The organism is Flagellimonas algicola, assembly GCF_005937185.1.
Classification (GTDB): Bacteria; Bacteroidota; Bacteroidia; order Flavobacteriales; family Flavobacteriaceae; genus Flagellimonas; species Flagellimonas algicola.
In genome coordinates this window covers 1,193,473-1,218,008 of sequence record NZ_VCNI01000002.1, presented here as the reverse complement: position 1 = coordinate 1,218,008, position 24,536 = coordinate 1,193,473, and the positions used below count along the sequence as shown (strand labels likewise).

The 24,536-nt window shown below is 43.0% G+C and carries 23 protein-coding genes; 18 read left to right on the top strand and 5 right to left on the bottom strand.

The window, feature by feature from the left end:
- Position 1: 1 nt before the first annotated feature.
- The 4 genes from FGG15_RS14340 (at position 2) to FGG15_RS14325 (ending at position 5,854) form a co-directional block, all read left to right on the top strand.
- Positions 2–967, top strand: coding sequence for a lysylphosphatidylglycerol synthase transmembrane domain-containing protein (locus FGG15_RS14340; RefSeq protein WP_138837409.1), 966 nt, complete (start codon positions 2–4; stop codon positions 965–967).
- Between the two features lie 24 nt (positions 968–991).
- Positions 992–2,134, top strand: coding sequence for an alpha/beta hydrolase (locus tag FGG15_RS14335; RefSeq protein WP_138837407.1), 1,143 nt, complete (start codon positions 992–994; stop codon positions 2,132–2,134).
- A 127-nt stretch (positions 2,135–2,261) separates the two neighbouring features.
- Complete coding sequence (gene radA, locus FGG15_RS14330) at positions 2,262–3,620, top strand: DNA repair protein RadA (protein WP_138837405.1); 1,359 nt, start codon at positions 2,262–2,264, stop codon at positions 3,618–3,620.
- A 71-nt stretch (positions 3,621–3,691) separates the two neighbouring features.
- The gene (locus tag FGG15_RS14325) at positions 3,692–5,854 is read left to right on the top strand and encodes a pyrroloquinoline quinone-dependent dehydrogenase (RefSeq protein ID WP_138837403.1); all 2,163 of its coding nucleotides are present in this window, start codon (positions 3,692–3,694) and stop codon (positions 5,852–5,854) included.
- A gap of 2 nt (positions 5,855–5,856) precedes the next feature.
- Here the strand turns inward: FGG15_RS14325 and FGG15_RS14320 are convergent, their stop codons facing one another.
- From FGG15_RS14320 to FGG15_RS14310, 3 genes are all read right to left on the bottom strand, one after another.
- Positions 5,857–6,897: an NADP(H)-dependent aldo-keto reductase gene (locus FGG15_RS14320; RefSeq protein ID WP_138837402.1), complete on the bottom strand. Its 1,041-nt coding sequence runs from the start codon at positions 6,895–6,897 to the stop codon at positions 5,857–5,859.
- Positions 6,898–6,960: 63 nt separating this feature from the next.
- On the bottom strand, positions 6,961–7,725 hold the full coding sequence (locus tag FGG15_RS14315) for an exodeoxyribonuclease III (protein ID WP_138837400.1): 765 nt from the start codon (positions 7,723–7,725) through the stop codon (positions 6,961–6,963).
- Positions 7,726–7,795: 70 nt separating this feature from the next.
- A complete protein-coding gene (locus FGG15_RS14310; protein ID WP_138837398.1) occupies positions 7,796–9,754 on the bottom strand; it encodes a glycoside hydrolase family 3 protein in 1,959 nt (652 codons plus the stop codon).
- An 86-nt stretch (positions 9,755–9,840) separates the two neighbouring features.
- Between FGG15_RS14310 and FGG15_RS14305 the strand changes: the two genes are divergently transcribed.
- From FGG15_RS14305 to FGG15_RS14270, 9 genes are all read left to right on the top strand, one after another.
- A complete protein-coding gene (locus FGG15_RS14305; protein ID WP_138837396.1) occupies positions 9,841–10,635 on the top strand; it encodes an NUDIX hydrolase in 795 nt (264 codons plus the stop codon).
- Between the two features lie 60 nt (positions 10,636–10,695).
- Complete coding sequence (locus FGG15_RS14300; protein ID WP_138837394.1) at positions 10,696–11,214, top strand: DUF3575 domain-containing protein; 519 nt, start codon at positions 10,696–10,698, stop codon at positions 11,212–11,214.
- A gap of 29 nt (positions 11,215–11,243) precedes the next feature.
- The gene (locus FGG15_RS14295) at positions 11,244–11,795 is read left to right on the top strand and encodes a cysteine hydrolase family protein (RefSeq protein ID WP_138837392.1); all 552 of its coding nucleotides are present in this window, start codon (positions 11,244–11,246) and stop codon (positions 11,793–11,795) included.
- Positions 11,796–11,835: 40 nt separating this feature from the next.
- A complete protein-coding gene (locus tag FGG15_RS14290) occupies positions 11,836–12,942 on the top strand; it encodes a Gfo/Idh/MocA family protein (protein WP_138837390.1) in 1,107 nt (368 codons plus the stop codon).
- 33 nt (positions 12,943–12,975) lie between these two features.
- Positions 12,976–15,039 (top strand): TonB-dependent receptor family protein, encoded by a 2,064-nt coding sequence (locus FGG15_RS14285; RefSeq protein ID WP_138837388.1) that lies wholly within the window; start codon positions 12,976–12,978, stop codon positions 15,037–15,039.
- Positions 15,040–15,068: 29 nt separating this feature from the next.
- On the top strand, positions 15,069–15,587 hold the full coding sequence (locus FGG15_RS14280; protein WP_138837386.1) for a Crp/Fnr family transcriptional regulator: 519 nt from the start codon (positions 15,069–15,071) through the stop codon (positions 15,585–15,587).
- A 51-nt stretch (positions 15,588–15,638) separates the two neighbouring features.
- The gene (locus FGG15_RS14275; protein WP_138837384.1) at positions 15,639–16,049 is read left to right on the top strand and encodes a hypothetical protein; all 411 of its coding nucleotides are present in this window, start codon (positions 15,639–15,641) and stop codon (positions 16,047–16,049) included.
- Positions 16,050–16,118: 69 nt separating this feature from the next.
- Positions 16,119–16,253, top strand: a complete 135-nt coding sequence (locus FGG15_RS20390; RefSeq protein ID WP_262710842.1) for a hypothetical protein — start codon at positions 16,119–16,121, stop codon at positions 16,251–16,253.
- A gap of 80 nt (positions 16,254–16,333) precedes the next feature.
- Positions 16,334–16,753, top strand: a complete 420-nt coding sequence (locus FGG15_RS14270; protein WP_138837382.1) for a lipocalin-like domain-containing protein — start codon at positions 16,334–16,336, stop codon at positions 16,751–16,753.
- A 71-nt stretch (positions 16,754–16,824) separates the two neighbouring features.
- Here the strand turns inward: FGG15_RS14270 and FGG15_RS14265 are convergent, their stop codons facing one another.
- Positions 16,825–17,571, bottom strand: coding sequence for an NIPSNAP family protein (locus tag FGG15_RS14265; protein WP_138837380.1), 747 nt, complete (start codon positions 17,569–17,571; stop codon positions 16,825–16,827).
- Between the two features lie 162 nt (positions 17,572–17,733).
- On the opposite strand from FGG15_RS14265, the gene FGG15_RS14260 reads away from it, so the two are divergent.
- Positions 17,734–19,362 (top strand): sulfatase-like hydrolase/transferase, encoded by a 1,629-nt coding sequence (locus tag FGG15_RS14260; RefSeq protein ID WP_138837378.1) that lies wholly within the window; start codon positions 17,734–17,736, stop codon positions 19,360–19,362.
- Between the two features lie 139 nt (positions 19,363–19,501).
- A complete protein-coding gene (locus FGG15_RS14255) occupies positions 19,502–20,938 on the top strand; it encodes a serine hydrolase domain-containing protein (RefSeq protein ID WP_138837376.1) in 1,437 nt (478 codons plus the stop codon).
- A gap of 54 nt (positions 20,939–20,992) precedes the next feature.
- Here FGG15_RS14255 and FGG15_RS14250 read toward each other — a convergent pair whose 3' ends face one another.
- Entirely contained in the window at positions 20,993–21,184 is a 192-nt protein-coding gene (locus FGG15_RS14250) for a hypothetical protein (protein WP_138837374.1), read from the bottom strand.
- A gap of 152 nt (positions 21,185–21,336) precedes the next feature.
- Here FGG15_RS14250 and dinD point away from each other — a divergent pair, with 152 nt between their 5' ends.
- The 3 genes from dinD (at position 21,337) to FGG15_RS14235 (ending at position 24,493) form a co-directional block, all read left to right on the top strand.
- The gene (dinD, locus tag FGG15_RS14245) at positions 21,337–22,176 is read left to right on the top strand and encodes a DNA damage-inducible protein D (RefSeq protein ID WP_138837372.1); all 840 of its coding nucleotides are present in this window, start codon (positions 21,337–21,339) and stop codon (positions 22,174–22,176) included.
- Positions 22,177–22,219: 43 nt separating this feature from the next.
- Positions 22,220–22,744: a DUF4442 domain-containing protein gene (locus FGG15_RS14240; RefSeq protein WP_138837370.1), complete on the top strand. Its 525-nt coding sequence runs from the start codon at positions 22,220–22,222 to the stop codon at positions 22,742–22,744.
- 81 nt (positions 22,745–22,825) lie between these two features.
- A complete protein-coding gene (locus tag FGG15_RS14235; protein ID WP_138837368.1) occupies positions 22,826–24,493 on the top strand; it encodes a formate--tetrahydrofolate ligase in 1,668 nt (555 codons plus the stop codon).
- Positions 24,494–24,536 lie beyond the last annotated feature (43 nt).

The following is a 24,536-nucleotide window of genomic DNA, read 5'->3' as shown; positions in this document are numbered from 1 at the left end:
TTTGAGCGATTCCCTCAAAAAATTCCTAAAGATTGCTGTTCCGATTCTTATCGGTTTGGGACTGGTATTTTATTCCTACGCTTCCACAACCCCAGAGGACCGAACAAAAATTTTGGAGGCCATTAAAAATGCCGACCCAATTTGGGTGATATTGTCGGTTGCCATTGGAATTTTGAGCCATGTCTCCCGAGCTATACGTTGGAACTATCTTTTAGACCCCATTGGATATCGTCCCAAACTGATCAATAATGTTCTTATTATTCTTACCAGTTATTTTGCCAACACCTTGGTCTTACGCTCAGGAGAATTCCTAAGGGCCACAGCATTGAACACTTATGAAAATGTCCCTTTTGAGAAGGGCTTTGGCACCATTGTAACAGAAAGAATTATTGATCTGATCATGTTGCTTCTTATTATTACCATAGCGATGTTGGTACAGACCGATGTAATTCTGGGCATCCTTGAAGAAAATGGCATTGGACTTGCAGGGTCGCTAACGCTGCTAATAGTGGGAGTTGGCGGACTATTAATTGCTATAAGGCTTATAAAAAAATCTACCTCCAAATTTGCGGTTAAAATTAAAACCTTCCTCAACGGTCTTTTGGATGGTGTGCTGAGCATCTTCAAAATGAAGCGCAGGGGAGCCTTTATTTTCCACACCTTCTTGATCTGGGCTTGCTACATTGCCATGTTCTGGGTAATAAAATTTACAGTGCCAGAAACTACAGATCTACCCCTTGGAGCTTTTTTGGTGGCCTTTGTGGCAGGTGCCTTTGCCATGGCAACCACCAATGGCGGTTTGGGACTTTTCCCCATCATGGTAACCGCAGCTTTATCCGTTTATGGTATAAGCAAAACATCCGGAGACGCCTATGGATGGATCATGTGGACCGCCCAGACCTTAATGGTGGTAGTTTTTGGTACAATATCCTTTATTGTGTTGCCGTTATTGAATAGAAATCGGTAAACCCCTACCATCAAAACCTATCCAATGAAAACATGGCTATTTGTTTTAACTGGCCTATTGTGCTTTGAGCTTGGTGCTCAAGTACAGAAAGAAATCTTTGAGTCGTTCAAACTTCAAGAGCGCAGGGATGTTTCCTATTATTTCCCGGAGAATTATTCCGAAGACCAAAAATACCCGCTAATTGTAGTACTGGATGCAGAGTACCTATTTGATTTGGTAGTAGCCAATGCCAAGTTCTATAGTGAGCATCAAAGAATGCCAGAAACCATTATCGTTGGGGTTCATCAAGCCGAGGACGACATCAGATGGGATGATTGTGATTTTGAACAAACCACGGGACTTCCCACCGAAAAAGGTGCCAAATTTTACGAGTTTTTGGGTACGGAGCTTATTCCCTATCTCGAAACCAGCTACAATATTGCCCCTTTTAAAATGTTTGTGGGCTACGATATAACCGCCAACTTTGGTAATTACTTCTTGTTCAAAGATCGGTCACTGTTCAACTCCTATTTGTCCATTTCGCCAGTTTTGGCAACCGAAATGGAGAGTCGTGTTCCTTCAAGATTGTCCGATTTAAACCAACAGATTTTTTACAATGTGGTCCTGGAAAAAGAAAAAACAGAAGATAGACAGCGTATTCTTCAAATGAACAATGCCATCAAATCCATAGACAAGGAAAGTTTGCATTTCTTTTTTGACGAATATGACAATGCTGATCATGTTTCCATAGCCGCTTACGGAATTAGCAAAGCTTTTGACAACGTGTTCAAGATATTCAGACCGATTAGCCCCAAAGAATACAAGACGGAAATCCTTACTTCAGATGAACCGGTATTCAAATATCTTGAAGACCGGTACGACATGATTGAAAATCTGCTAGGTTTCAGAAAACCCGTGGAGCTCAATGACATCATGGCCATCTATGCAGCCTGTCTTAAAAAAGACGATTTTGAATCCTTGAAACCCTTGTCCGAAATCTGCAAAAAACAGTACCCGGACACCATGATGGGCTTTTACTTTGAAGGAGAATACTACGAGGAATTGGGCGAACCCAAGAAAGCTTTCAAAACCTTTGAGAAAGCCTTCCAAATGGAAGAAATCGATTTTCTGACCAAAGACATGGCCCTGGATAAAATTGATGCCCTTAAGGCTGATTTTGGATATTAACTTCTTGGAAAGTTAGATTTTTCGATAGATGGATTTTTCGAAAAATGAATCCTGGAAATCCTATAATCCAACCATCTAAAAATCCATACATCATATTCCATATCTTTGGGTTCTTCTTTAACAACAAATGGCCAAGACCAAAACTGCCTTCTTTTGTCAAAACTGTGGTGCTCAATACCCCAAATGGGTAGGGCAATGCTCTTCTTGCAAACAGTGGAATACCATTGTGGAAGAAGTGGTTCAAAAAGAAGAAAAAAGGAGTTGGAAAACGGAGATTAGCCCCTCCAAAAAAGCATCCCGTCCTTTAAAAATTACTGAAATTACCAACGAAAAAGAACTGCGCTTGGATTCCAAAGACCAGGAATTTAACCGAGTACTGGGTGGGGGAATTGTACCAGGTTCCCTGATTCTTTTAGGTGGCGAACCCGGGATAGGAAAAAGTACCCTACTCCTTCAAATTGCTTTAAAGCTCAATTACAAAACGCTATACGTTTCTGGTGAGGAGAGTCAGAAACAGATCAAGATGCGGGCAGATCGTATTCATCCCAATAGTGAAAACTGCTATATTCTCACAGAGACCAAAACCCAGAACATCTTTCAACAAATCAGCGCCTTGGAACCTGACCTGCTGGTCATAGATTCCATTCAAACCCTACATACGGATTACATTGAATCGGCCGCGGGAAGCATTTCCCAAATAAGGGAGTGCACGGCGGAGCTGATCAAGTTTGCCAAGGAAAGTAACACCCCAGTCATTTTAGTGGGGCACATTACCAAAGATGGTACCATTGCCGGGCCCAAAATCTTGGAACATATGGTAGACACCGTGTTGCAGTTTGAAGGAGATCGCAACTATGTGTACCGTATCCTCCGCTCTTTAAAAAATCGATTTGGCTCCACAGCTGAACTGGGTATTTATGAGATGCAAGGTAGCGGTCTAAGGGAGGTGAACAATCCTTCTGAAGTTCTTATTTCCAAAAACGAAGAAGATTTAAGCGGAACGGCTATTGCGGCTACGGTAGAAGGGATGCGTCCTCTTTTGATAGAGATCCAAGCCTTGGTCAGTACAGCTGTGTATGGGACCCCGCAACGTTCAGGTACTGGGTTCAATGCCAAAAGGTTGAACATGCTTTTGGCCGTTTTGGAAAAACGAGCTGGGTTTAAATTGGGAGCCAAGGATGTATTCTTGAACATTACAGGCGGAATCTCTGTGGATGATCCCGCCATTGATTTGGCCGTTGTGGCCGCTATTCTGTCCAGCAATGCTGATATTCCCATTGCAAAGGGAGTTTGTTTTGCTGCCGAAGTTGGTCTTGCAGGGGAAATCAGACCTGTGCAACGCGTTGATCAACGTATCCTTGAAGCTGAAAAATTGGGTTTCAACAAAATCTACGTTTCCAAAAACAACAAAATTGGATTAAAGAGTACGGCAATTCAAATTCAATTGGTTTCCAAAATTGAGGATGTGGTCGGCTCCCTATTTTAACCGCAAGGATATTTTCCCAACCCAATACTGGTTTTCAGGGTCTTATATTTTATATTTAAGAAAACATCCATATGAAATCCGAAAAGACCCTCCTCCTATTGATGTGTTTGATCATTTTCTCCTGTGCCAAGGATAAAGAAAATCCGGTAAAGGCATATCATACCACTTGGCAGCATTATTTAGGTGACCCTGAACAAACCCACTATTCAACCTTACAGCAAATAGATACGTCCACCGTAGCAGGGTTGGAATTGGCATGGTCCTATAAAAGTGGGGGATTGGAAGAAGGAAGAACCACGCAAATCCAAACCAATCCTCTAATCATAGACAATGTACTATATGGTGTAAACGCAGCTTTGGAGCTTTTTGCCCTTAATGCGGCAACAGGGGAGGAAATTTGGAAATTTAAACCTCCAGCATCCAATGATTCAGGTTTGGGTGTAAATCGCGGATTGAGTTTTTTGGATTCCCAAGGCGCAGAGCCCGGGCGTATTTTTTTCTCATCGGGATCCAGCCTTTTTGCAATCAATATAACAGATGGAGAGCCCATTTCTTCTTTCGGCAATAATGGTAGTATCGATCTAAGGGATGGACTAGGAAGAGACCCCCAACAACTGTCTGTAGTTGCCAATACTCCTGGGGTAATCCATAAAAACTTACTTATACAAGGTACACGCGTTGGAGAGGGTCCCGGTTCTTCACCTGGACATATTAGGGCCTATAATGTATTGACCGGGGCCATTGAATGGACGTTTCATACCATTCCTCAACCCGGTGAGTTGGGTTACGAAACCTGGCCCAAAGAAGCTTATAAAACAGTAGGAGGGGCAAACAGTTGGCCGGGAATGGCTTTGGATCAGAAAAGGGGCTTAGTTTATATCCCAACAGGATCAGCAGCCTTTGATTGGTATGGAGGGGATAGGGCAGGCGCTAATTTGTTTGCCAATTCACTATTGGCCTTGGATGCCAACACCGGTGAACGCAAATGGCATTTTCAAATGGTTCACCACGATACCTGGGATCGGGATTTACCCGCACCGCCCAATCTTTTTGAAGTGGAAAAGGATGGAGAGACCATTCCTGCGGTGGCTCAAGTAACCAAAAGCGGACATGTATTTGTTTTTAACCGCATTACCGGAGAGTCCTTATTTCCGATTGAGGAAAAATCATATCCTTCATCTCCCTTGGTAGGCGAGGAGTCCTATGCTACCCAACCCCTACCGACCAAACCCAAGCCATTTGCACGCCAAATATTAAATGAAACAGACCTGTATGATCCGGACAGACCTGCTTTTGTAGATGATTTTGTGGACAAAGATCAAAATATTGATCCTCCAACGGTATTGGAAAAGTTCAAGGGAATTACTTCCAAAGGACAGTTTATCCCTATAGACACTATCGGAACAATGTTGTACCCAGGCGCTGATGGCGGAGCCGAATGGGGAGGCGCAGCTTTAGATCCGCGAAATGGTATTATGTATGTGAATTCGAACGAAATGGCCTGGATTGTCCGCATGCGGGAAGTGGGCGGAAGCGATGGAGAAGAAAGCAATCCAGGACAATCCCTAGCCCAAATCCATTGTGCCCGTTGTCATGGAGGAGAGTTCCAAGGCTTGGCTGGGATTCCAGAATTACAAACCGTAAAAGATCGACTTTCTGTGGATTCTATTGCAACGGTCATCAAAAGTGGACGAGGTGCCATGCCCGGAATGCCCAATTTAAATGATAATGAAATTAGGGCCATATCAAATTTTATCTCTGGAATTACGGAAGAAACGGATCATAGGGTTGAAGAAACTTCGGTAAAAGTGCCTTACGCAGTGGCTGGATTTGGTCGTTTTAAGGACGATAGAGGGTTTCCTGTGGTTAAACCACCATGGGGCACTCTCAACGCCATCGATTTAAATTCGGGAGAATACCTTTGGACCGTTCCATTAGGACATGAAGAACAGTTGAACGACCCAAATATTCCAGTTTCGGGTACGGAAAATTATGGTGGCCCCGTAATCACGGCAGGCGGGGTTTTATTTATTGCCGCGACCAAGGATGAAAAGATTCGGGCCTTCCATATGAAAACAGGTCAACAATTATGGGAGGACAACCTACCTTCAGGAGGTTACGCCACTCCGGCAACTTATGCCGTTGACGGTAAACAGTATGTGGTCATAGCCTGTGGTGGCGGAAAAATGGGAACTTCTTCCGGAGATGAATACCGCGCCTACACCCTTAAATAAGTTTAGGGAGCGGGGTTGGGTATGGCATTATGAATGGTCTCAATACCGTCCAAAACTTCATCGGAAAGGTCAACTTCAATACTTGCGATGTTCTCCTTTAACTGATCCATCGTGGTTGCTCCAATGATATTGCTCGTTAAAAATGGCCTCGTGTTCACGAATGCCAAGGACATTTGGGCCAAACTTAGACCATGTGCTTGGGCCAACTGCTGATACTGCTGCGTCGCCTTGGTGGAATTTTCACTGCTATAACGATCATAATGTGGGAACAAGGTCAATCTTCCTTTTCTAGGTTTGATTTCATCAAGATATTTTCCACTCAACACGCCAAAGGCCATGGGTGAATATGCCAAAAGACCGATGCTCTCACGGGTAGCGACTTCGGATAATCCCACTTCAAAAAGTCGGTTAAGCAAACTATATGGGTTTTGGATAGTGAGCATTCTGGGTAAATCTTGGTGCACCTTGCTCTCCTCCAGATAGCGCATAGTTCCCCATGGGGTTTCGTTGGAAAGACCCACATGCCTTATTTTACCCTCTTTGACCAAATCCCGAAGGGTTTCCAATACTTGATGAATATTATCTTCCCAAGGATCCATGGCATGGGAATTGAATCCGCGTTGACCAAAGTAATTGGTGTTCCGTTCTGGCCAATGTAGCTGATATAGATCTATATAATCGGTTTGCAGACGTTGCAAGCTTCCGTTTACTGCACTAATAATGGAATCCTTACTGAAGCCTGTAGTCCTAATGTATTTGGCAAAATCAGCTCTTCCCGCAATTTTTGATGCTAGTACCACTTTATCCCTATTCCCGGTTTTCTTGAACCAACTTCCGATAATCTCTTCGGTTACGGCATAAATCTCTTTCTTGGGCGGAATGGGATAAAGCTCGGCCGTATCAAAGAAATTTACCCCTTGGTCAAGGGCATAATCCATCTGCTCATGTCCTTCCGTTTCGGAGTTCTGTCTACCCCACGTCATGGTTCCCAAACAGATTTTACTTACTCTAATATTGGTATGTGGTATTCTAGTATATTTCATTGGGCCATCAAATTACGATTGGCAAAAATAAGCAATAGGAATTTTGGCTTTTTAACCGAAATGTTATTTTTCCACTTCAAGAAGAATAGGACAATGGTCGCTATGCTTGGCGTCAGAAAGAATCACGGAACGCTTAAGCCTGTCCTTTAAGGATTCATTGACCATGCCATAATCCAATCGCCAACCTTTGTTGTTGGCCCGGGCATTAGCTCGGTAGCTCCACCACGTGTAGTTATGTGGTTCTTTATTGAAATGCCTGAAGCTATCTATAAAACCACTTTTCATAAAATCCCCAATCCATTCCCGTTCAACAGGTAAGAAACCGGAAACATTTTTATTTCTGACCGGGTCGTGGATGTCTATCGCCTCATGGCAAATATTATAATCTCCACAAACAATCAAATTGGGTCGCTCTTTTCGAAGTTGGTCCGCATATTTTTGGAAATCGGCCATATAGGTCAACTTGAACTCCAAACGGTCCATGTTGGTGCCAGATGGCAGGTACATGCTCATTACTGAAATATCACCGAAGTCTGCCCTTAAGTTCCGACCTTCAAAATCCATATAATCAATTCCGGTGCCGTACTCCACATGGTCCGGTTCTTCCTTGCAAAGCAATGCAACCCCACTGTATCCTTTTTTTTGGGCACTGAACCAGTAGTTGTGATGGTATCCAGCAGCCTCGAACAGGGAAACATCCACCTGTTCTTTCATGGCCTTGGTCTCCTGAAGGCAAATCACATCCGGATCCACCGCCTGTAACCAATCAATAAATCCTTTGTTTAAAGCGGCTCTAATACCGTTGACATTATAGGAAGCAATCTTCATGGAAAAAAATTTTCCTAAAAATAACCAATGTCATCCGTTGGAAAAAAGAATGTTTCCAATTCCTTTGGCCTTAGTAGGACAAACCGAATCCGAATGGGTACAAAGGATTTTCGGAGTCATAGGGAACATCCTCCAACTGCTTTTCAACGGCTTCTTGGGATGAAGGTAACTCAAAAGGCAATTTTGCCCTCGGATTTACCTCGCCCGAGAGGAGGCCTACCAATGCTTCATCGCTGGTGCCAAAATCAACGAGCAAAGCATTGGCTTCTGCACTGACCTCAGTTAATATTGCAGGTCGTTCAAGTGTAGCTACAACTACAGAAGGTTTATCCTGGATCAGATCCAAGATTTCTTTTTTCTCCTCCTCCGTATAATACAATCTTCCTTGATGGAAAAAAGACTCCAAGAAATAATCGGTACGCTCATCATAAGGAGTTTGAATTCGAGCTATGACCACATCCGCTTTATCAGGACTACTGACCAATTCGCCCAAACTTGCATAGGCCTCTTTATGCTCAGCACCATAAACATATAACTTCACATCTTTTTTCAAGGGTAATAGGCCTTCATTTTTGAGTAGCACAGTGGACTTTTGTTGGGCCAATTTTCCCCTTTTTCTAAAATCACTATTTCCAGCTATAATTTTAGATGCCTCCACATCCACATAAGGATTATCGAAAAGACCCAACTTGAACTTATCCCGTAAGACGCGTCGAACCGAGATATCAATACGATCTTCTGTAAGCTGACCCTCATTTACCAATTCGGTAATTACTTCAGGAATACTTTCCCCTCCTAATTGATCACAGCCGGCATCCAATACCTTCTTAACGCGCTCTTTTATGGTCAAATGTTCTACACCCCAAGCTCGGCCTTCTCCCATTTTGGTATCCGTAATAATATTCCAATCTGTGCAGACCACACCCTTGAAATTGAGGGAATCACGCAAGAGTCCGGTAATAATATCCTTATTGAACCCAAAGGCAACATCCTCACTCGTTTGACCAACAGGAATGCCATAATAAGGCATAATTTGGGCAGTATTGGCTTCAAAAGCCCCCTCGATGAAAGGTTTAACATGATAATCAAAATTATCTCCCGGATAAGCTTGCTCTTTTCCGTATGGAAAATGGGGGTCTTCGCCATCTTTCTGCGGGCCTCCTCCTGAAAAATGTTTGGTCATACAGGCCACGCTATTGGTGTCCAAAGAATCCCCTTGAAATCCTAGTACATAGGCTTTCGTCATCATTGCTGACAGGTCTGCGTCCTCTCCAAAGGTCCCGTTGGTCCTGCCCCATCTAGGTTCCGTGGCCAAATCGGCCATGGGGTGCAAGGCCAACCGAATACCCACTGCCAAATACTCTTGGCGGGCAACATCCGCAAACTCCCGGACCATGAGGGTGTCTCTAGAGGCTGCCAACCCCAAAGAACTGGGCCACTGCGAAAAAGCCGGGGTATACAACGAGGCTCCAGGATTGTTGGAAGTACCGTGACGGGGATCCGTTGCTATGGTAATGGGTATTCCCAGTCGGGTCCGCTCTGCCATTTTCTGAATGGTATTGTTGTATTCGGCCATAAGATTGGCATCCAAGGAAGTCAGAATGTTAAAGCTGTTCAATTTCTTCTTCGCAATGAGCTCAGAGTTGGAGGGAAGCACAAACGACATGATAATATTTATAGGGTCCAAGGATAAGACCGGGGTTTCTAGAGGTTTCCCACTTGGGGTGGAACCAATCATGGTCACAAACAGCGTTCCTGTCTTTTCATCCAAGGTCATTTGATCAACCAAGTCGGTTACCCGGTCTTCAATGGGAGCATTTTTGTTTTCGTAAACGTCCAGCTTACCATTTTTGTTCAGGTCCCGGTATGTTATACCATGGGCAACCAGGGTTGGAGCCTCTTCACCCAGCAAATCCATATTATCATTCGATTTTTTCTTTTTCGAAAAGTACAATACGGTCCATCCCACAACGACCAAGGCTATTATGATGAGCAATACATATTTGAGAATTTTCAGGAACTTTTTCATATCTATTATATCATTTCGACACAATATTACAATTTATTTTTAATGTATCAAACTGACACATTATATTTTTTGTATTTTTGACATCAATGGCAGATATCGAATCTCAAATCAAGATCCTAAAAGACCTTATTCCTAAATTCCTTCCCGGACATTCCGTGGATTGTGTCATCTTCGGTTATGAGGATAAGGAACTCAAAGTTCTTTTGTTGAATTGGAAGCAAATGGACATTTGGGCACTACCTGGAGGATTTATTTTCAAGGACGAAAGTATGGACGATGCTGCCCAACGTGTTTTGGAAGAACGGACAGGTCTCTCCTCCATTTTTCTAAAGCAATTTCACACCTTCGGAAAAATTCAACGATCGGATCACAGTCAGCAGGAACACCATAAAAAAATTATGGCACTGATGAAGCCTAGTAAGCAAGATCGGAAGATAGTCATCGATTGGTTTGATCACCGTTTCATCACCACTGGATATTTTGCGCTAACCGATATTAGAAAAGCTACACCAAGACCCGATTTTTTGAGTGAAAAATGCGAATGGAAGAGTGTTTCGGAACTTCCTGAGCTTATTATTGATCATGCGGAGATCATTCAACAAGCTATGCACCAGCTTAAAATCCAATTGAATTACCTTCCCATTGGTATTTCCCTGCTTCCAGAAAAGTTCACCATGATCGATTTACAAAAATTGTATGAGGCTATTTTGGGAAGACCTTTGGAACGTAGCAATTTTCAGCGCAAAATCTTAAAGCTGGGTTTCCTGGACCGTCACGAAAAGCTAATGTCAGGCGCGGCTAATAAAGCCCCCTACCTCTATTCCTTCAACTCCACCAAATATGAAGAACTTCTGGAAGAAGGCATTGGTTTCAGATATTGAACCCCTGTCTCATTTTTGGAACACTAATTGATTATTCATGATGGAATCAAATTTTTAATCATGAAAAAGCTCTTGATTTTGAGCGTTTTGCTCACCGGATTGGCAATGAACGGACAGGCGTATCCACGATATGACAACAACCACGAATTGAAGTTCAATGCCGGCCTATTTTTGGCCACCGGGTCGGTGGAAGGTTCTTATGAATATTACTTCACCGAAGACACCAGCTTTGGGGGAACCGTCTATTTTAATAATGATGCTACGGACTATAATGGTGATTTTGGCATCGGTCCCAATCTTAGGGCCTATTTTGGGTATCAACCCAGAACTGGCATCTTTGTGGAAGCTTTTGGACTCTATTACACTTGGGACGAAGAGAATCTTGAGGAAAACATACGGTTAAGAAACGACAACTTCAGTACCATTGCGCTTGGGTTGGGATTAGGTAATAAATGGGTTACTCCCAGCGATAATTTCACTTTGGAAATCTACGGCGGAGTTGGTAGAAATGTAAATCCGGAAGTATTCCAGGACACCTTTATGTTTCGAGGGGCCCTATCTGTTGGGTTTAGGTTTTAAGCCGTAATTTTAAGGCTTAATCCTATCCAATGAAAGCCTTACTTCTGATAGACATACAACAAGGTCTCCAAGAACTCGATTTTTATGGTGGGGAACGCAACAATCCCGAAGCGGAAACCAATTGCGGCAAAATTTTGGAGGCTTTTAGAGCAAAAGGGTTTCCCATTTTCCATGTACAGCATTGCTCTATCAATCCTGAATCTCCGCTGCACCCGGATAAACCCGGCAACGATTTTCATCCCTTGGTCCAACCAAGACAAGGTGAACCCATTTTCCAAAAAACGGTAAACAGTGCCTTTATTGACACGGACTTGGAGTCCAAGCTCAAAGCCCAGAACATTTCGGATTTGGTCATTGTTGGACTTACCACGGAATACTGCATATCCACCTCAACAAGAATGGCTGCCAACTTGGGATTCAACACCACCTTGATTTCCGATGCCACCGCTGCTTTCAATAAAATTGGCATTGATGGGGAAAAGTATAGTGCCGATTTGGCCCATAAAATTGCTTTGGCCAACCTCAAAGACGAGTTCGCCAGCATACAGGATACCCAAAGTTTGTTACAGGAACTTGGCTAATTCCTTCTTATTTTTATAAGATCAAAGTCCAATACAACCCATGCTCCGTACTACACTTGTTTTTATCTTTTCCATTTTATTGTCTTTTTCCTCCTCGTTTGCCCAAGAACAACCTTTAAGGGTTGGGGTAGCCGGCCTTACCCATACCCATGTGCACTGGATTTTGGGAAGGGAAGACAAAGGTGATATCCAATTGGTGGGCATGGTAGAACCCAACAAAGAATTAGCCCAGCGTTATGCCGACCAATATGGCTATTCAATGGACTTGGTTTATGATACGCTTGAGGAGATGATCAGTGCTACCCAACCAGAAGCCGTTACGGCCTTCGGAACCATTTATAGTCATTTGGAAGTAGTTCAGACCTGCGCGCCCAAAGGCATACATGTTATGGTTGAAAAACCCATGGCGGTAAGTTTGGATCATGCTAAAAAAATGGCGGCTTTGGCCCAAAAGCACAACATCCAACTGCTCACCAATTATGAAACTACTTGGTACCCTACCAACCACAAGGCCAAGGAGCTGCTGGAACAGGGAAAGGTTGGAGATTTGCGAAAAGTCATTGTTCGCGATGGCCACCGGGGACCTGCCAAATTGGGTATCAACCAAGAATTTCTGGATTGGTTGTTTGATCCCGTGGAAAATGGCGGTGGTGCCATCATGGATTTTGGTTGTTACGGGGCCAACTTAATGACTTGGCTTCGCAACGGGGAACGGCCCAATACGGTTACTGCCGTAACCCAACAACTACAGCCTGAAAACAATCCCAAAGTGGATGACGACGCCACAATCATTCTTACCTATGACGATGCCCAAGCCATTTTGGAGCCTTCCTGGAATTGGCCCATAGGGCGTAAGGATATGGAAGTTTACGGACTAACAGGAGCCATCTATGCTGACAATCGCAACACACTTCGCATCCGAATGGCGGAAGGCTATGACCGATATACTGAGGAAACCATGGTTTTGGAAGAACGTCCCGCTCCCTATAACGACCCGTTTGCATTACTTGAAGCCGTTGTGCGAAATAAAATCAAATTACCGCCCCATAATCTATATTCCATAGAAAACAACCTGGTAGTCATGGAAATCTTGGATGCGGCCCGAAAAAGTGCCAAAAAAGGAAAGACCATCACCCTAAAAAAATAAAATCATCAATCGCTACTTCAACTCAACCCATTCATGAAAAAAATTCCTTCGCTCCTCCTCGGTCTTACGGCAATTGCCGCTAGTGCTCAACAGGCCCAACAAGATTCCATTACCCAATTGGATGAAATCATATTACTGGAGGATGTGGTTCCCAAGAGAGCCGTAGGTATAACTGCATCATCCACCTTGGGGCCTTCCACTTTTGAGAAATTCAATCCTATCGATATTGCTTCCGCGATAAACCAAGTATCTGGTGTTTACATCCTATCTGGAGCATTGAATACCAATCGAATTACTATTCGTGGTGTGGGTGCTCGAACCTTATTTGGGACAGATAAGCTTCGCTTATACTTTAATGGGATTCCCGTGACCAATGGTACAGGTTCTTCTACCATTGAGGCATTCGATTTTGAGAATTTAGGTTCCATGGAGGTCATCAAAGGACCGAAAGGCACCTCCTTCGGAGCCAATATGGGTGGAGCCATTTTGTTGGATACCAGACCGGCTTTTGAAAATGAGACCCGATTGACCAATAGTTTCACCGTTGGATCGTATAGCATGGTCAAGGACAATTTAACTTTACAACACTCGGACGAAAAGTTGGACCTAAGCTTTAGTTATAATCATTTTAAAACAGATGGGTATCGGCAAAACAACAACTTTGAGCGGGATGGTTTTTTGTTGGCTTCGGAAGTAAACCTCGGCACCAAAAGTAGTCTGGGCATCTTGGTCAATTATATCAACTATTCAGCCCAGATTCCAAGTTCCATCAACCAAAGTGATTTTGATGAAGACCCTACCCGAGCTGCTGGAAACTGGTTGGCCGCACAAGGTTTTGAGGCCAACAAATATTCTTTGATAGGTCTTTCGTATACCCAAGAGTTTACCGAAAACTTTAAGAACACTACCAGCATTTTTTACACCTATTTAGATCATTACGAGCCACGACCCTTCAACATTCTGGACGAATTTACCAATGGTTTTGGATTGCGCAGCCAGTTTCAGGGAGGAAATCTCTCCACGGGTGAATATAGTTTTGGCGTTGAGCTGTACAAGGACGAATACCATTGGGGTACTTTTCAAAACTTGTTTGGGGATAACAACGGCAATGGGAGTTTGCAAGGAGCCCGTTTGAGTCGTAACAGGGAATTCCGAGATCAATTAAATCTTTTTGGCACCTTTACGCTTCCTCTGTCCAATGATCTTTATGCCCAAGCAGGCCTCAATTTGAACAGCACCCACTTCGATTTCAGAGATCTATTCAATACCGGGGACACCAACACTTCTGCCGAAAGGGATTTTGATGCCATTTTGTTGCCCAGTTTGGGTTTGAAATACCAACTAAAAAACGGTTGGTTGTATACCAATGTCAGTCGAGGGTTTTCGAACCCAAGCTTGGAAGAGACCTTAACTCCAGATGGGGTAATCAATCCTGACATTGCCCAGGAAACGGGAATGAACTATGAGGTTGGAGGCAAGCTTACTTTTTTAAAGCCTAAACTCTATTTCAATTTTGCGCTCTACCGAATGAACATAAACGATTTGTTGGTGGCCCAACGAACTGGGGAAGATCAGTTTATTGGCAGAAACGCGGGTGAAACCCGACATCAGGGTTTGGAACTTGATGCGAAGTATGTGATATCCCTTTGCAATCAATTGCAGCTTTCTCCTTATTTGAGTTATACCTTGAGCGACCATAGTTTTGTGGATTTTGTGGATGAAGACAACGACTATTCGGGAAATCCTTTGACCGGGGTGCCCAAACATCGCATAAGCTCCGGATTTGATCTTCAGCATTCCAATGGTTTGCAACTAAATTTGACCCATCAATTTGTAGATGAGATTCCATTACGGGACAACAACTCACTCAATAGCGAATCTTTCAACGTATTGCATGCAAAACTCGCATATCAGACCAGTCTGTCTAACCATGTTTCCTTGGGATTGAATGCGGGCATCAACAATCTTTTTGACACCAACTATGCCCAAAGTGTGTTGATCAATGCCTCCAGCTTCGGGGGTGCTCCGCCCCGTTATTTTTATCCGGGTAACGGCCGCAATGTATATGGAGGTGTTCGATTGGGGTATCTTTTCTAATTTTATGAACCGATAATGCCGGTTCAAAGATGACTTTAAGCGATTCCTTACATAGCACCGAATTCCTGAAAAAAGAAGCCTATTTTCTGGAGCACGGTAAATTGTGCGTGAAAATTGGCAAGATGGAAAGGGGTGTGCTACGAGGACTTGTATACGATAACGACGGTAACGAGCTTACCACTCACTTTTACCAAGAAGGTGAAATGGTGGTGGGCAGTTTTATGCCCAACACGAAAATGACCATGTCCATTCAGGCCATGGAGGACTGCCAAATATCCATTGCCAATTATGCAGAAGTGATGTCCTACGTGAATAAGGACAAGCAAATTACCGAAATCATTACTCGTGAGTTTCAGAAACTGAACCATCAGTTGCAATCTCGTTTGGTATCGCTTCTAAATTTGACCTCCCTGGAAAAATACAAACGCTTCTTAAAAGATTATCCTGGATTGCTCAATCGAATTCCACATTACTACATTGCCAACTATCTCGGCATCACCCCTACCCAATTAAGTAGGGCCAGAAAACAGTTTTCTCAACAAATGTAAATGGGAAAGAGCGGCTTTGTCCCTTGCTTTGTATTCTATTTAAAAAATGTAATGATGAATACTTGGTTATCAGACAATGCATTCGAAATAGCCTTTGAAAATTGTAAAGTACCTCCATCCCAATTCAATCACGAAGCGCATCTGAGGTTGGCATGGATCCATATTCAAAAATACGCCCTCGAAACTGCCATTGGAAATGTTTGCACTCAACTTAGAACCTATGTGGAGCATCTTGGTGCAACGGATAAATACAATACCACGCTAACCGTAGCTTCCATAAAGATGGTCAACCATTTCATGGGCAAATCCAATTCGAATAATTTTCCTGATTTTATGATAGAGTTTCCTCAGCTGAAAACCCGTTTTAAAGAATTGATCGGAGCACATTACGCTGTAGACATTTTTAACTCCGAACAAGCCAAGAAAAAGTACATGGAACCTGACCTATTACCTTTCGACTAAAAAAGGAGCTAATCCTATTTGCGCATGATGGGATATACTATATTTACCCACTGTAACCAACCTTCAACCATGAATAGAGCACTAAAATTTCTCTTCGTCCTTCTGCTTATTGCTATAGCTTCTTGTTCCAAGGAAGAAGATTGCGTGGAAACCATCTGTCCCGATGGATTTAACAATTGCATAGACCGTCCGTGCGGACTTTAAGTTGGAATAACCCCAGCTTTTAGCACAATATCAAAATTGCGTTTGCGTTTTTAAATGCATCAACCTATAATCCCAAACTTATGAAACCCATCCTAGGTGGATTGTTGGCCTTTTGCCTACTTTTTATGTCCTGTTCCACAGATGCCGAAAACCAAGAAGACCCTAATGAAAATACTTCCCTTATTGGGACCTGGTATTTTATTGCCTACATAGACGACGAGGGCCAACAAGATCCAAATGGCTGTGACAACAATGATTTTATCCGGTTTAATGAGGACGACACTTTTGATTTTGCCTATTATTATATTGAAGGTGAAGAGTGTATTACCCGCGGAGATCAGACCGGGCAGTGGTCTTATGCTTCCGATGGGATTTTGGAATTGGTCTATAATGAACAGGAAACTCGTGAAGTAGGTTATGTAATTGAAGAAAACGAACTCACCTTGACCATTGATGAAGGCTTAGGGGAGTATCAAGAAAGATATGAGAAGGAGGAGTAAACCGGCTTCGCCTTGAACGCAAAAAAGCCCCGATCTCGGGGCTTTTTATTTTTGACTACAGCTTCACTGTGTTACAATTGCGAATACGGCAGTGGCTTTAGAAATACTCGGAGGATATTGTTCATAGAATTGGCATATTCCTCTACTTTTATGATTCGTTGCCATTCGGGGTGTGCCAAAAACTTGGACCAGCCCTCAGCATGGGCTTCCTTATCCTTTAAGGCCAACATATAGGTCAAACAAGGTATTTGTCCCCCGGCCATATTTACCCCAAAAAACACCATGGGCAGACCCGCATCCGCAAAAATGGGAAACTCAGCATCATTGAACATCTTTACCTTGCGGCGCAGGTCGTCCTCATTGGCGCTGGTGTAAATCCGCAACTCAAAAAGGTTGGATTCGTCATCGGGTTTTACCAAATTGGGAAAGCCTGTGGAGGATCGAATTAAACTGGTCGAGATTCGTTTGTAGGGTACGGCATCTCCGGCTACCAAATAATCATGGGCATCTTTCTTGTATTGTTCATCTTGGACCAAGGCATCCTGACTATCCTGAAACGCCTGGATGTTGGCATAAGCAATTAGCAGATACATCTTTTTGGGCAAAGCATCCCCAGCTTCTTCAAAAGCACCAACATTGTTGATTCCTTGTCGGTTGAGGGCTGGGATGAGCGCATCTTTTAAATAGTTGTTCAGCACATCCGCAGATTTAAAAAATTCCAACTCATAGGTTCGGAATTCGTATACCTCTGCTTGGGCATTGCTAAATTGAAACTGAATCAGTAGAAAAACAAGGGAGCAAAATAATTTGGCTTTCATGATTGTTGGGTTTGATGGGTTTGAAAGTGGTATTGACCTCCAACAAGATACTAAAATGTTCTTGGCAAAGCGTTCCCATGTTGGCTTTCCACACCACAGCGCATAAAATCTTACATTGTTGCTTCTAAAAGTTATATTTGAATACATAATTCCCGTTGCATCATGATGTTAAGATTAAAAAGTTCGCTGACCCTGTTTATTTTGATCTTGATATGGGCCTGCAATACCAAACCCAAGGACAACACCGAAGTAACCACACCTCCGCCCAACATTTTGTGGTTGGTGGTAGAGGATATGGGACCTTATATCCCGCCTTTTGGAGACTCTACCGTGGTAACCCCCAACCTCAGCAAATTGGCTTCCGAAGGGATTCGCTATACCCATCTCTTTTCACCATCCGGGGTTTGTGCACCCAGCCGAGCTGCCATAGCCACAGGCATGTACCCCACAAGCATTGGGGCCAGCCATATGCGCACCCATTCCTATACCGAAGTAACTGGATTACCCCCTTACGAGACCATTCCTCCTGCGGAGGTAAAGATGTTGAGCGAACAATTGCGAAAGGTGGGCTACTTCTGTACCAACAATGCCAAAAACGATTATCAGTTTAAAGCACCCGTGACTGCATGGGATCAAAATGGCAAGGATGGCCATTGGAGAAACCGAGCTCCAGGACAGCCTTTTTATTCCATTTTTAATTTTGGGGTCACCCATGAATCTGGGCTTTTTGAACCTTACGAAAGGGAAGAAGTCATCTCCAAAGACACTCCATTTCCCATTCCACCTTATTTGCCGGACACCGAAGTGGTGCGACGCGACCTTTGGAAAATGTACAACAATATTGCCCTGATGGATCGTCAGGTTGGCGAAATTCTGACCCAACTGGAGGAAGATGGGCTTATGGACAACACAATCATCTTTTTCTATGCCGATCATGGCGGGCCATTGCCACGACAAAAGAGATTGGTGTACGATTCCGGACTGAACGTACCCATGATCGTTCGTTTCCCAGACAAAAAGAAGACCGGAACCATAGATGACCAGCTCATTAGCTTTATTGATTTTGTACCAACGGTACTCACCTTGGCAGGACAAACTCCACCCGATTATTTACAAGGCCAAACATTTTTGGGAGATAAGGATCAACGACAATACATCCACGGGGCTGCCGACCGATTTGATGGTGTAACCGATGCCATCCGGGCGGTGCGGGACAACCGCTATAAATATGTTCGAAACTATAGACCGGAACAGGGCAACTATTTGCCCAACCAATACCGCGAGCGTATCCCCACCATGCAGGAACTCTTGCGTATGCGGGACAAGGGAACACTCAACGAAGTCCAGTCTATCTGGTTTAAGGAAAGTAAGTCCAAAGAAGAGCTGTACGATTGCGTAAACGACCCACACGAAATTAACAACTTGGCAGGCCAACCCCAATATGCCGAAAAACTACAAGAGCTAAGTACAGAAATGGACCGTTGGCTCACCGAAATTGGCGACCAACCCAACCTACCAGAACGCGAACTGATTACCCAGCTCTGGCAAGGTGCAGACGAAAACCCGGTGACGCAAAAACCTGTGGTACTCCAAGTGGACAGCGAAATTACCCTAGAATGTCCCACCCTAGGGGCCAGTATTGGCTACCGAACCCTTCAAGATAGTATCCCTTCTCCTTGGCAAGTGTATAACGGCCCTTTTACTTTAAAAAATGGCGCCCAACTGGAAGTTGTGGCGCACAGGATTGGGTTTAAGGCGAGTGATGTAGTGCAGTTTCAGGTGTCTTTTTAGCTAAAGGTGCGGGCTTAAGTTTGTAAACAAATTCTGTTTACGTTTTATTACGTTTGTACGCTATATTTGGGTGTATATGGATATATTTTATAGCTAAATAAACAAGTTGTACTTAATTATTTTCAATTGACATTACATCATGGAAATCAATTCATTAAAGACAATTTTTATTTTTTCATTGATTATAGTAGCGATTGGTTGTGAGGATAAAAACAAAGCATTTAATACTAACAATATAGATGACTTAGAATACAGGCTAGACTCTGTTGCAAATAGCTTTCTCAAATCTAATAAAGTACTTGGATTTTCTATAGCAGTCCAAAAATCAAAGGAATCGATATATAAGAAAAGTTTTGGTTTTATTGATAGTTCAAAAACCAAACCTGTTACCAATGATATTGGGTTTCCAATTGCCTCGGCCACCAAGCCAATTATGGCCATAGTTGCTGTTAAAATGATGGAAGAAAATTTACTTGATCTCGATGATAAAGTCATAAAATACCTTCCCAATTTCCCTAAACGTAAATTTTCCAATCAAATTACTATAAGACATCTACTAAATCATACCTCTGGGATACCAGATTATACAACCTATATTGACAGTCTATCACTTTCTGGAAAAAACCAAATCACTCTAAACGACTATTTTGACGCAATAGAAAACCAAAATCACCTTTTTGAACCTGGATCAAAGTTTTCATATTCCAATTCTGGATTTGTAATTGTTACGGAAATAATGAAAAAAGTCTCTGGTTTAAGTTTCGCGGAACTTATAGAAAAATATATAAAAAATGACCTCTCCTTTCCAACTATCGATGCGTATTACAACGATTTGAAAAAATCAAAAACTACGCAGATATTTGAGTTATCTGAAAGTATTTACTTAAAAAGTTTTTTGAATGAGATGACCTATATTGAAGGTGACGGAGGTATAAGCTCTTCGGCTAGTGATCTTGCGAAATTTATCTATAGCGCAAATAGTGGACTTATAATTCCTAAAGAAAAGTTGAATGAAATGATTAAGCCGTCCCATCTAAGTTCAGGCATTTTCTTTGATTATGGCTTAGGATTTAGAACTGGTTATCTAGAAGGGCATAAGGTCTATGGTCATACAGGTGGCCATAAAACACGTTGGTGTGTTATGAGCCATTTTCCTGATGATGACCTTAGTATTGCGGTTGTTGTAAATACGTATTCTACACCTTCAAATGCACTTAACATATTTGGAGCCATTGCCGGTGAATGTCTTGATATAAAACTCAAAGAATTATATGACCAGAATAGACCAATAGAAAATATTGAATCTTTTATTGGTGATTATATCCGCCCAACGGATACCAAAACGAGATTTATGAAAATAGTTAAATATACTGATGACAAACATCTTTATAGGAAAAGAAGTGATAGCGATTCACGTGGAGAAAGACTTTATCATATTGAGAAAAACGCATTTGCTCCTGAATCGGCACCTATGGATCGTTTGATTTTTGAAACTGATAAAAATGGTAATGTTTTGTATTTCAAAGAATACTATAATGGCCTCTTCATTGGTATTAGAGATAAAAAACTTAATTAAGTACTACAACCTTTATAAGCCATGGTTATCGGCCACGGCTCATATACAATACCGTTAACTCAAAACCTCCCCCAACGCCCTTAGCAAATCTGCGGAACTCTGAATTTCTCTTTGGGTAAAAACCTCCTCTTCTAGATAGTGCAGCATAAAAATCACTTCGCTTAAACGCTGCGCCATCCGCTCCGGTGAGCCGTAGCCATCTTCTATTAAAGCATTCAATTGTTCAATTTGGGACTCTTTTAGCATGAGGCTAATGTACTAATGTGAGAATTAATTAATTACTACTAATTAGTAGCTTTTTGAAATTTTGTTGAAGGTTCTGACTATTGGAGACTTCTTTTGCTATCTTGTATGGGCCCGTAGCATCCCCAAATCTATGAACCTAATCAAATGGCAACATGAAAACAGAAGTAATCAAATCACTATCCAACAATTTTGAGGGTCATTCCCAAACCACGGAGAATGGCATTGAGTTTTGGTTTGCAAGGGACTTGCAGCACCTTTTGGGATACACCAAATGGGACAACTTTAACAAGGTAATCAACAAGGCAAAAACGTCCTGCGAAGCGGCAGGAAACGACATCCTAGACCATTTTGCTGACGTCGGGAAAATGGTGCAACTAGGTTCGGGCAGCGAGCGGGAAATTGATGATATTATGCTCACCCGTTATGCCTGTTACCTCATTGCCCAAAACGGGGATTCCCGTAAAGAACAAATTGCATTCGCTCAGAACTACTTTGCCATCCAGACCAGAAAACTGGAGGTCATTGAGCAGCGCATCAAGGATTGGGAGCGTTTGCAGGCTAGACAAAAGCTAAGTCTATCAGAAAAAGAACTGTCCGAGCTTATCTATGAACAAACCGGGGACAACAAAAACTTTGGCATCATCCGCAGTAAGGGAGATCAAGCGTTATTTGGGAAGAGCACGAGACAGATGAAGGACAAGCTTGGTGTTCCAAAAAACAGAGCATTGGCCGATTTCCTGCCTACAATAACCATTAAGGCCAAGGATTTTGCCACAGAAATAACAGTGTTCAACACCAAAGACAAAAACCTTGAAAGTGAAAGACAGATTTCGGCCGAGCACATTACCAACAACAGATCTGTTCGTAAAATAATGCTACAAAGAGGTATTAAACCCGAAGAACTCCCAGCAGAAGAAGATGTAAAAAAACTGGAACGCAGAGTGGGTTCGGAAACCAAAAAGTTGGACGATAATCCAGATACGTTAAAATAGTTTGGAAGAATTTTTTAGCGAGGGTTTTAAGTAACTTGCCAGCATGTCTTTGTATCAAAACTTAATGGGAGTTGGAGAGCGGTTCTTTAAAAAACACCAGCTCCTTAAACACGGCTTTAACTTCTCGCCCATGTACCGGAGTAGTACGGGCAGGATCACGCATATTTCGGAAGATCTGTTGAAGATACACATGAGGCTACGCCTCACCTACAAAAACCGCAACTACGTTAACTCCATTTTTGGGGGCAGCATGTTCTCTGCGGTAGATCCTATTCCCATGGTGCAGTTGATCAACTTGCTGGGTCCGGACTATGTGGTCTGGGACAAATCGGCCGAAATCCGTTTTAAACGTCCTGCCAAGGAACATTTGTATGCAGAATTTCAATATTCCCTTGAAGAATTGGAGGATATCAAAATTAAAGTATCCGAGCAAAATGAGCTGGAAATTGTAAAGACCACTGAGCTTACCAACAAAGACAAGACCAAGGTATTCTGCCAAGTGCACAAGACCATTTACATAGCGGACAAGACCTATTTTAAACAAAAAAGGGCCAGCAAGCGCAGCTAAAATATCCCTTGATTATAGTATCTTGTTAGGCGCAAACAGGAACGCCCTTCCGTTTGCCTGACTAATGAAAAACAGCCACCTATGACCGATTTGGAAATCGCCAAAGGCGTTACCCTACAACCTATTTCCAGCATTGCCGAAAAATTTGGAGTGAATCCAGACTCCATAGAAATGTATGGGAAATACAAGGCCAAACTTCCTTTACAAGCCATTGATAAAGAAAAAGCGGAACAGAGCAACCTCATCTTGGTCTCAGCCATTTCCCCAACTCCTGCCGGAGAAGGGAAGACCACCATGTCCATTGGCCTTACTGAAGGGCTGAATCGCTTGGGCAAAAAAACCACCGTGGTGTTGAGGGAACCTTCCCTAGGTCCTGTTTTTGGGATAAAGGGAGGTGCCACAGGCGGTGGCTATTCCCAGGTGCTGCCCATGGAGGACATCAACCTGCATTTTACAGGGGATTTTGCAGCTATTGAAAAGGCACATAACCTTTTGGCGGCTGTCATTGATAATAACATTCAGAGCAAAACAAGATCATTGCGAATAGATCCACGGACTATTGGTTGGAAACGGGTGATGGACATGAACGATCGTGCGCTACGGGATATCATTGTTGGGCTGGGAGGAACCACTTCTGGAGTACCTCGAGAAACTGGTTTTGATATCACGGCCGCGTCGGAAATTATGGCCATTCTATGTTTGGCGGAAAACCTCAGTGACCTCAAAGAGCGATTAGGGAACATTTTTGTTGGCTACACTTTTGATAAAGAGCCCATTTATGCCAAGGATTTGAAGGCCGAAGGTGCTATGACAGCCTTGCTCAAAGATGCCATTAAACCCAATCTGGTACAGACCATGGAAGGGAATCCGGCCATTATCCATGGCGGGCCGTTTGCCAATATTGCCCAGGGAACCAATTCAGTAATTGCCACGCGAATGGGCATGTCGCATTCAGAATATACCGTTACCGAAGCTGGTTTTGGTTTTGACTTGGGCGCGGAAAAGTTCTTTGACATCAAATGCCAAAGTGCAGGATTGAAACCCAAAGCTGTGGTACTTACCGCGACCATTCGAGCTTTAAAATATCATGGTGGAGCCGACTTAAAGTCCTTAACGGAGCCCAATGTGGAAGCCCTGAAAAAAGGACTTCCAAATTTGGAAAAGCATCTGGAAAACATTGCCAAGTTTAATGTGGTTCCGATGATTGCCATCAACAAATTTGTAACGGATACTGACGAAGAGATTGCTGTGATCAAAGCGTTGGCAGATTCCAAAGGAATACGGGTGGCTTTGGTCGAGGTTTGGGCCAAAGGTGGGGAAGGTGCCGAGGATTTGGCACAACATGTTATTGATGTGGTGGAATCCAAAGCATCCAACTTTAAACCCCTTTACGATTGGAATTCCCCGGTCATGGACAAAATTGAGACCATTGCCACTGAAATTTACGGAGCGGAGCATGTGGATTATACCTCCAGAGCCAAAGCGCATCTCAGGAAAATTACCAATCTGGGCTTGGATCATCTGCCCGTGTGTATTGCCAAAACACAAAAATCCTTATCCGACAATCCTAAGTTGTTGGGTAGACCGAAAGACTTTATCATCACGGTTAGGGAAATTGAAATTGCGGTTGGAGCCGGATTTTTGGTTCCCATAACCGGAGACATTATGCGTATGCCCGGATTACCTGCAACACCATCTTCTGAGGGAATTGACGTAAATGATGATGGGGAGATTACCGGTTTATTCTAATGAAAATAAAGTGTCCCTTCGAGCCTGCCTTCTCAATTTGAGA

Bases quoted from the DNA above. Each gene is read 5' to 3' on its own strand.
- FGG15_RS14335 (WP_138837407.1), top strand. From the start codon at position 992: ATGAAAACATGGCTATTTGTTTTAACTGGCCTATTGTGCTTTGAGCTT.
- radA (WP_138837405.1), top strand. From the start codon at position 2,262: ATGGCCAAGACCAAAACTGCCTTCTTTTGTCAAAACTGTGGTGCTCAA.
- FGG15_RS14325 (WP_138837403.1), top strand. From the start codon at position 3,692: ATGAAATCCGAAAAGACCCTCCTCCTATTGATGTGTTTGATCATTTTC.
- FGG15_RS14320 (WP_138837402.1), bottom strand. From the start codon at position 6,897: ATGAAATATACTAGAATACCACATACCAATATTAGAGTAAGTAAAATC.
- FGG15_RS14315 (WP_138837400.1), bottom strand. From the start codon at position 7,725: ATGAAGATTGCTTCCTATAATGTCAACGGTATTAGAGCCGCTTTAAAC.
- FGG15_RS14310 (WP_138837398.1), bottom strand. From the start codon at position 9,754: ATGAAAAAGTTCCTGAAAATTCTCAAATATGTATTGCTCATCATAATA.
- FGG15_RS14305 (WP_138837396.1), top strand. From the start codon at position 9,841: ATGGCAGATATCGAATCTCAAATCAAGATCCTAAAAGACCTTATTCCT.
- FGG15_RS14300 (WP_138837394.1), top strand. From the start codon at position 10,696: ATGAAAAAGCTCTTGATTTTGAGCGTTTTGCTCACCGGATTGGCAATG.
- FGG15_RS14295 (WP_138837392.1), top strand. From the start codon at position 11,244: ATGAAAGCCTTACTTCTGATAGACATACAACAAGGTCTCCAAGAACTC.
- FGG15_RS14290 (WP_138837390.1), top strand. From the start codon at position 11,836: ATGCTCCGTACTACACTTGTTTTTATCTTTTCCATTTTATTGTCTTTT.
- FGG15_RS14285 (WP_138837388.1), top strand. From the start codon at position 12,976: ATGAAAAAAATTCCTTCGCTCCTCCTCGGTCTTACGGCAATTGCCGCT.
- FGG15_RS14280 (WP_138837386.1), top strand. From the start codon at position 15,069: ATGACTTTAAGCGATTCCTTACATAGCACCGAATTCCTGAAAAAAGAA.
- FGG15_RS14275 (WP_138837384.1), top strand. From the start codon at position 15,639: ATGATGAATACTTGGTTATCAGACAATGCATTCGAAATAGCCTTTGAA.
- FGG15_RS20390 (WP_262710842.1), top strand. From the start codon at position 16,119: ATGAATAGAGCACTAAAATTTCTCTTCGTCCTTCTGCTTATTGCTATA.
- FGG15_RS14270 (WP_138837382.1), top strand. From the start codon at position 16,334: ATGAAACCCATCCTAGGTGGATTGTTGGCCTTTTGCCTACTTTTTATG.
- FGG15_RS14265 (WP_138837380.1), bottom strand. From the start codon at position 17,571: ATGAAAGCCAAATTATTTTGCTCCCTTGTTTTTCTACTGATTCAGTTT.
- FGG15_RS14260 (WP_138837378.1), top strand. From the start codon at position 17,734: ATGATGTTAAGATTAAAAAGTTCGCTGACCCTGTTTATTTTGATCTTG.
- FGG15_RS14255 (WP_138837376.1), top strand. From the start codon at position 19,502: ATGGAAATCAATTCATTAAAGACAATTTTTATTTTTTCATTGATTATA.
- FGG15_RS14250 (WP_138837374.1), bottom strand. From the start codon at position 21,184: ATGCTAAAAGAGTCCCAAATTGAACAATTGAATGCTTTAATAGAAGAT.
- dinD (WP_138837372.1), top strand. From the start codon at position 21,337: ATGAAAACAGAAGTAATCAAATCACTATCCAACAATTTTGAGGGTCAT.
- FGG15_RS14240 (WP_138837370.1), top strand. From the start codon at position 22,220: ATGTCTTTGTATCAAAACTTAATGGGAGTTGGAGAGCGGTTCTTTAAA.
- FGG15_RS14235 (WP_138837368.1), top strand. From the start codon at position 22,826: ATGACCGATTTGGAAATCGCCAAAGGCGTTACCCTACAACCTATTTCC.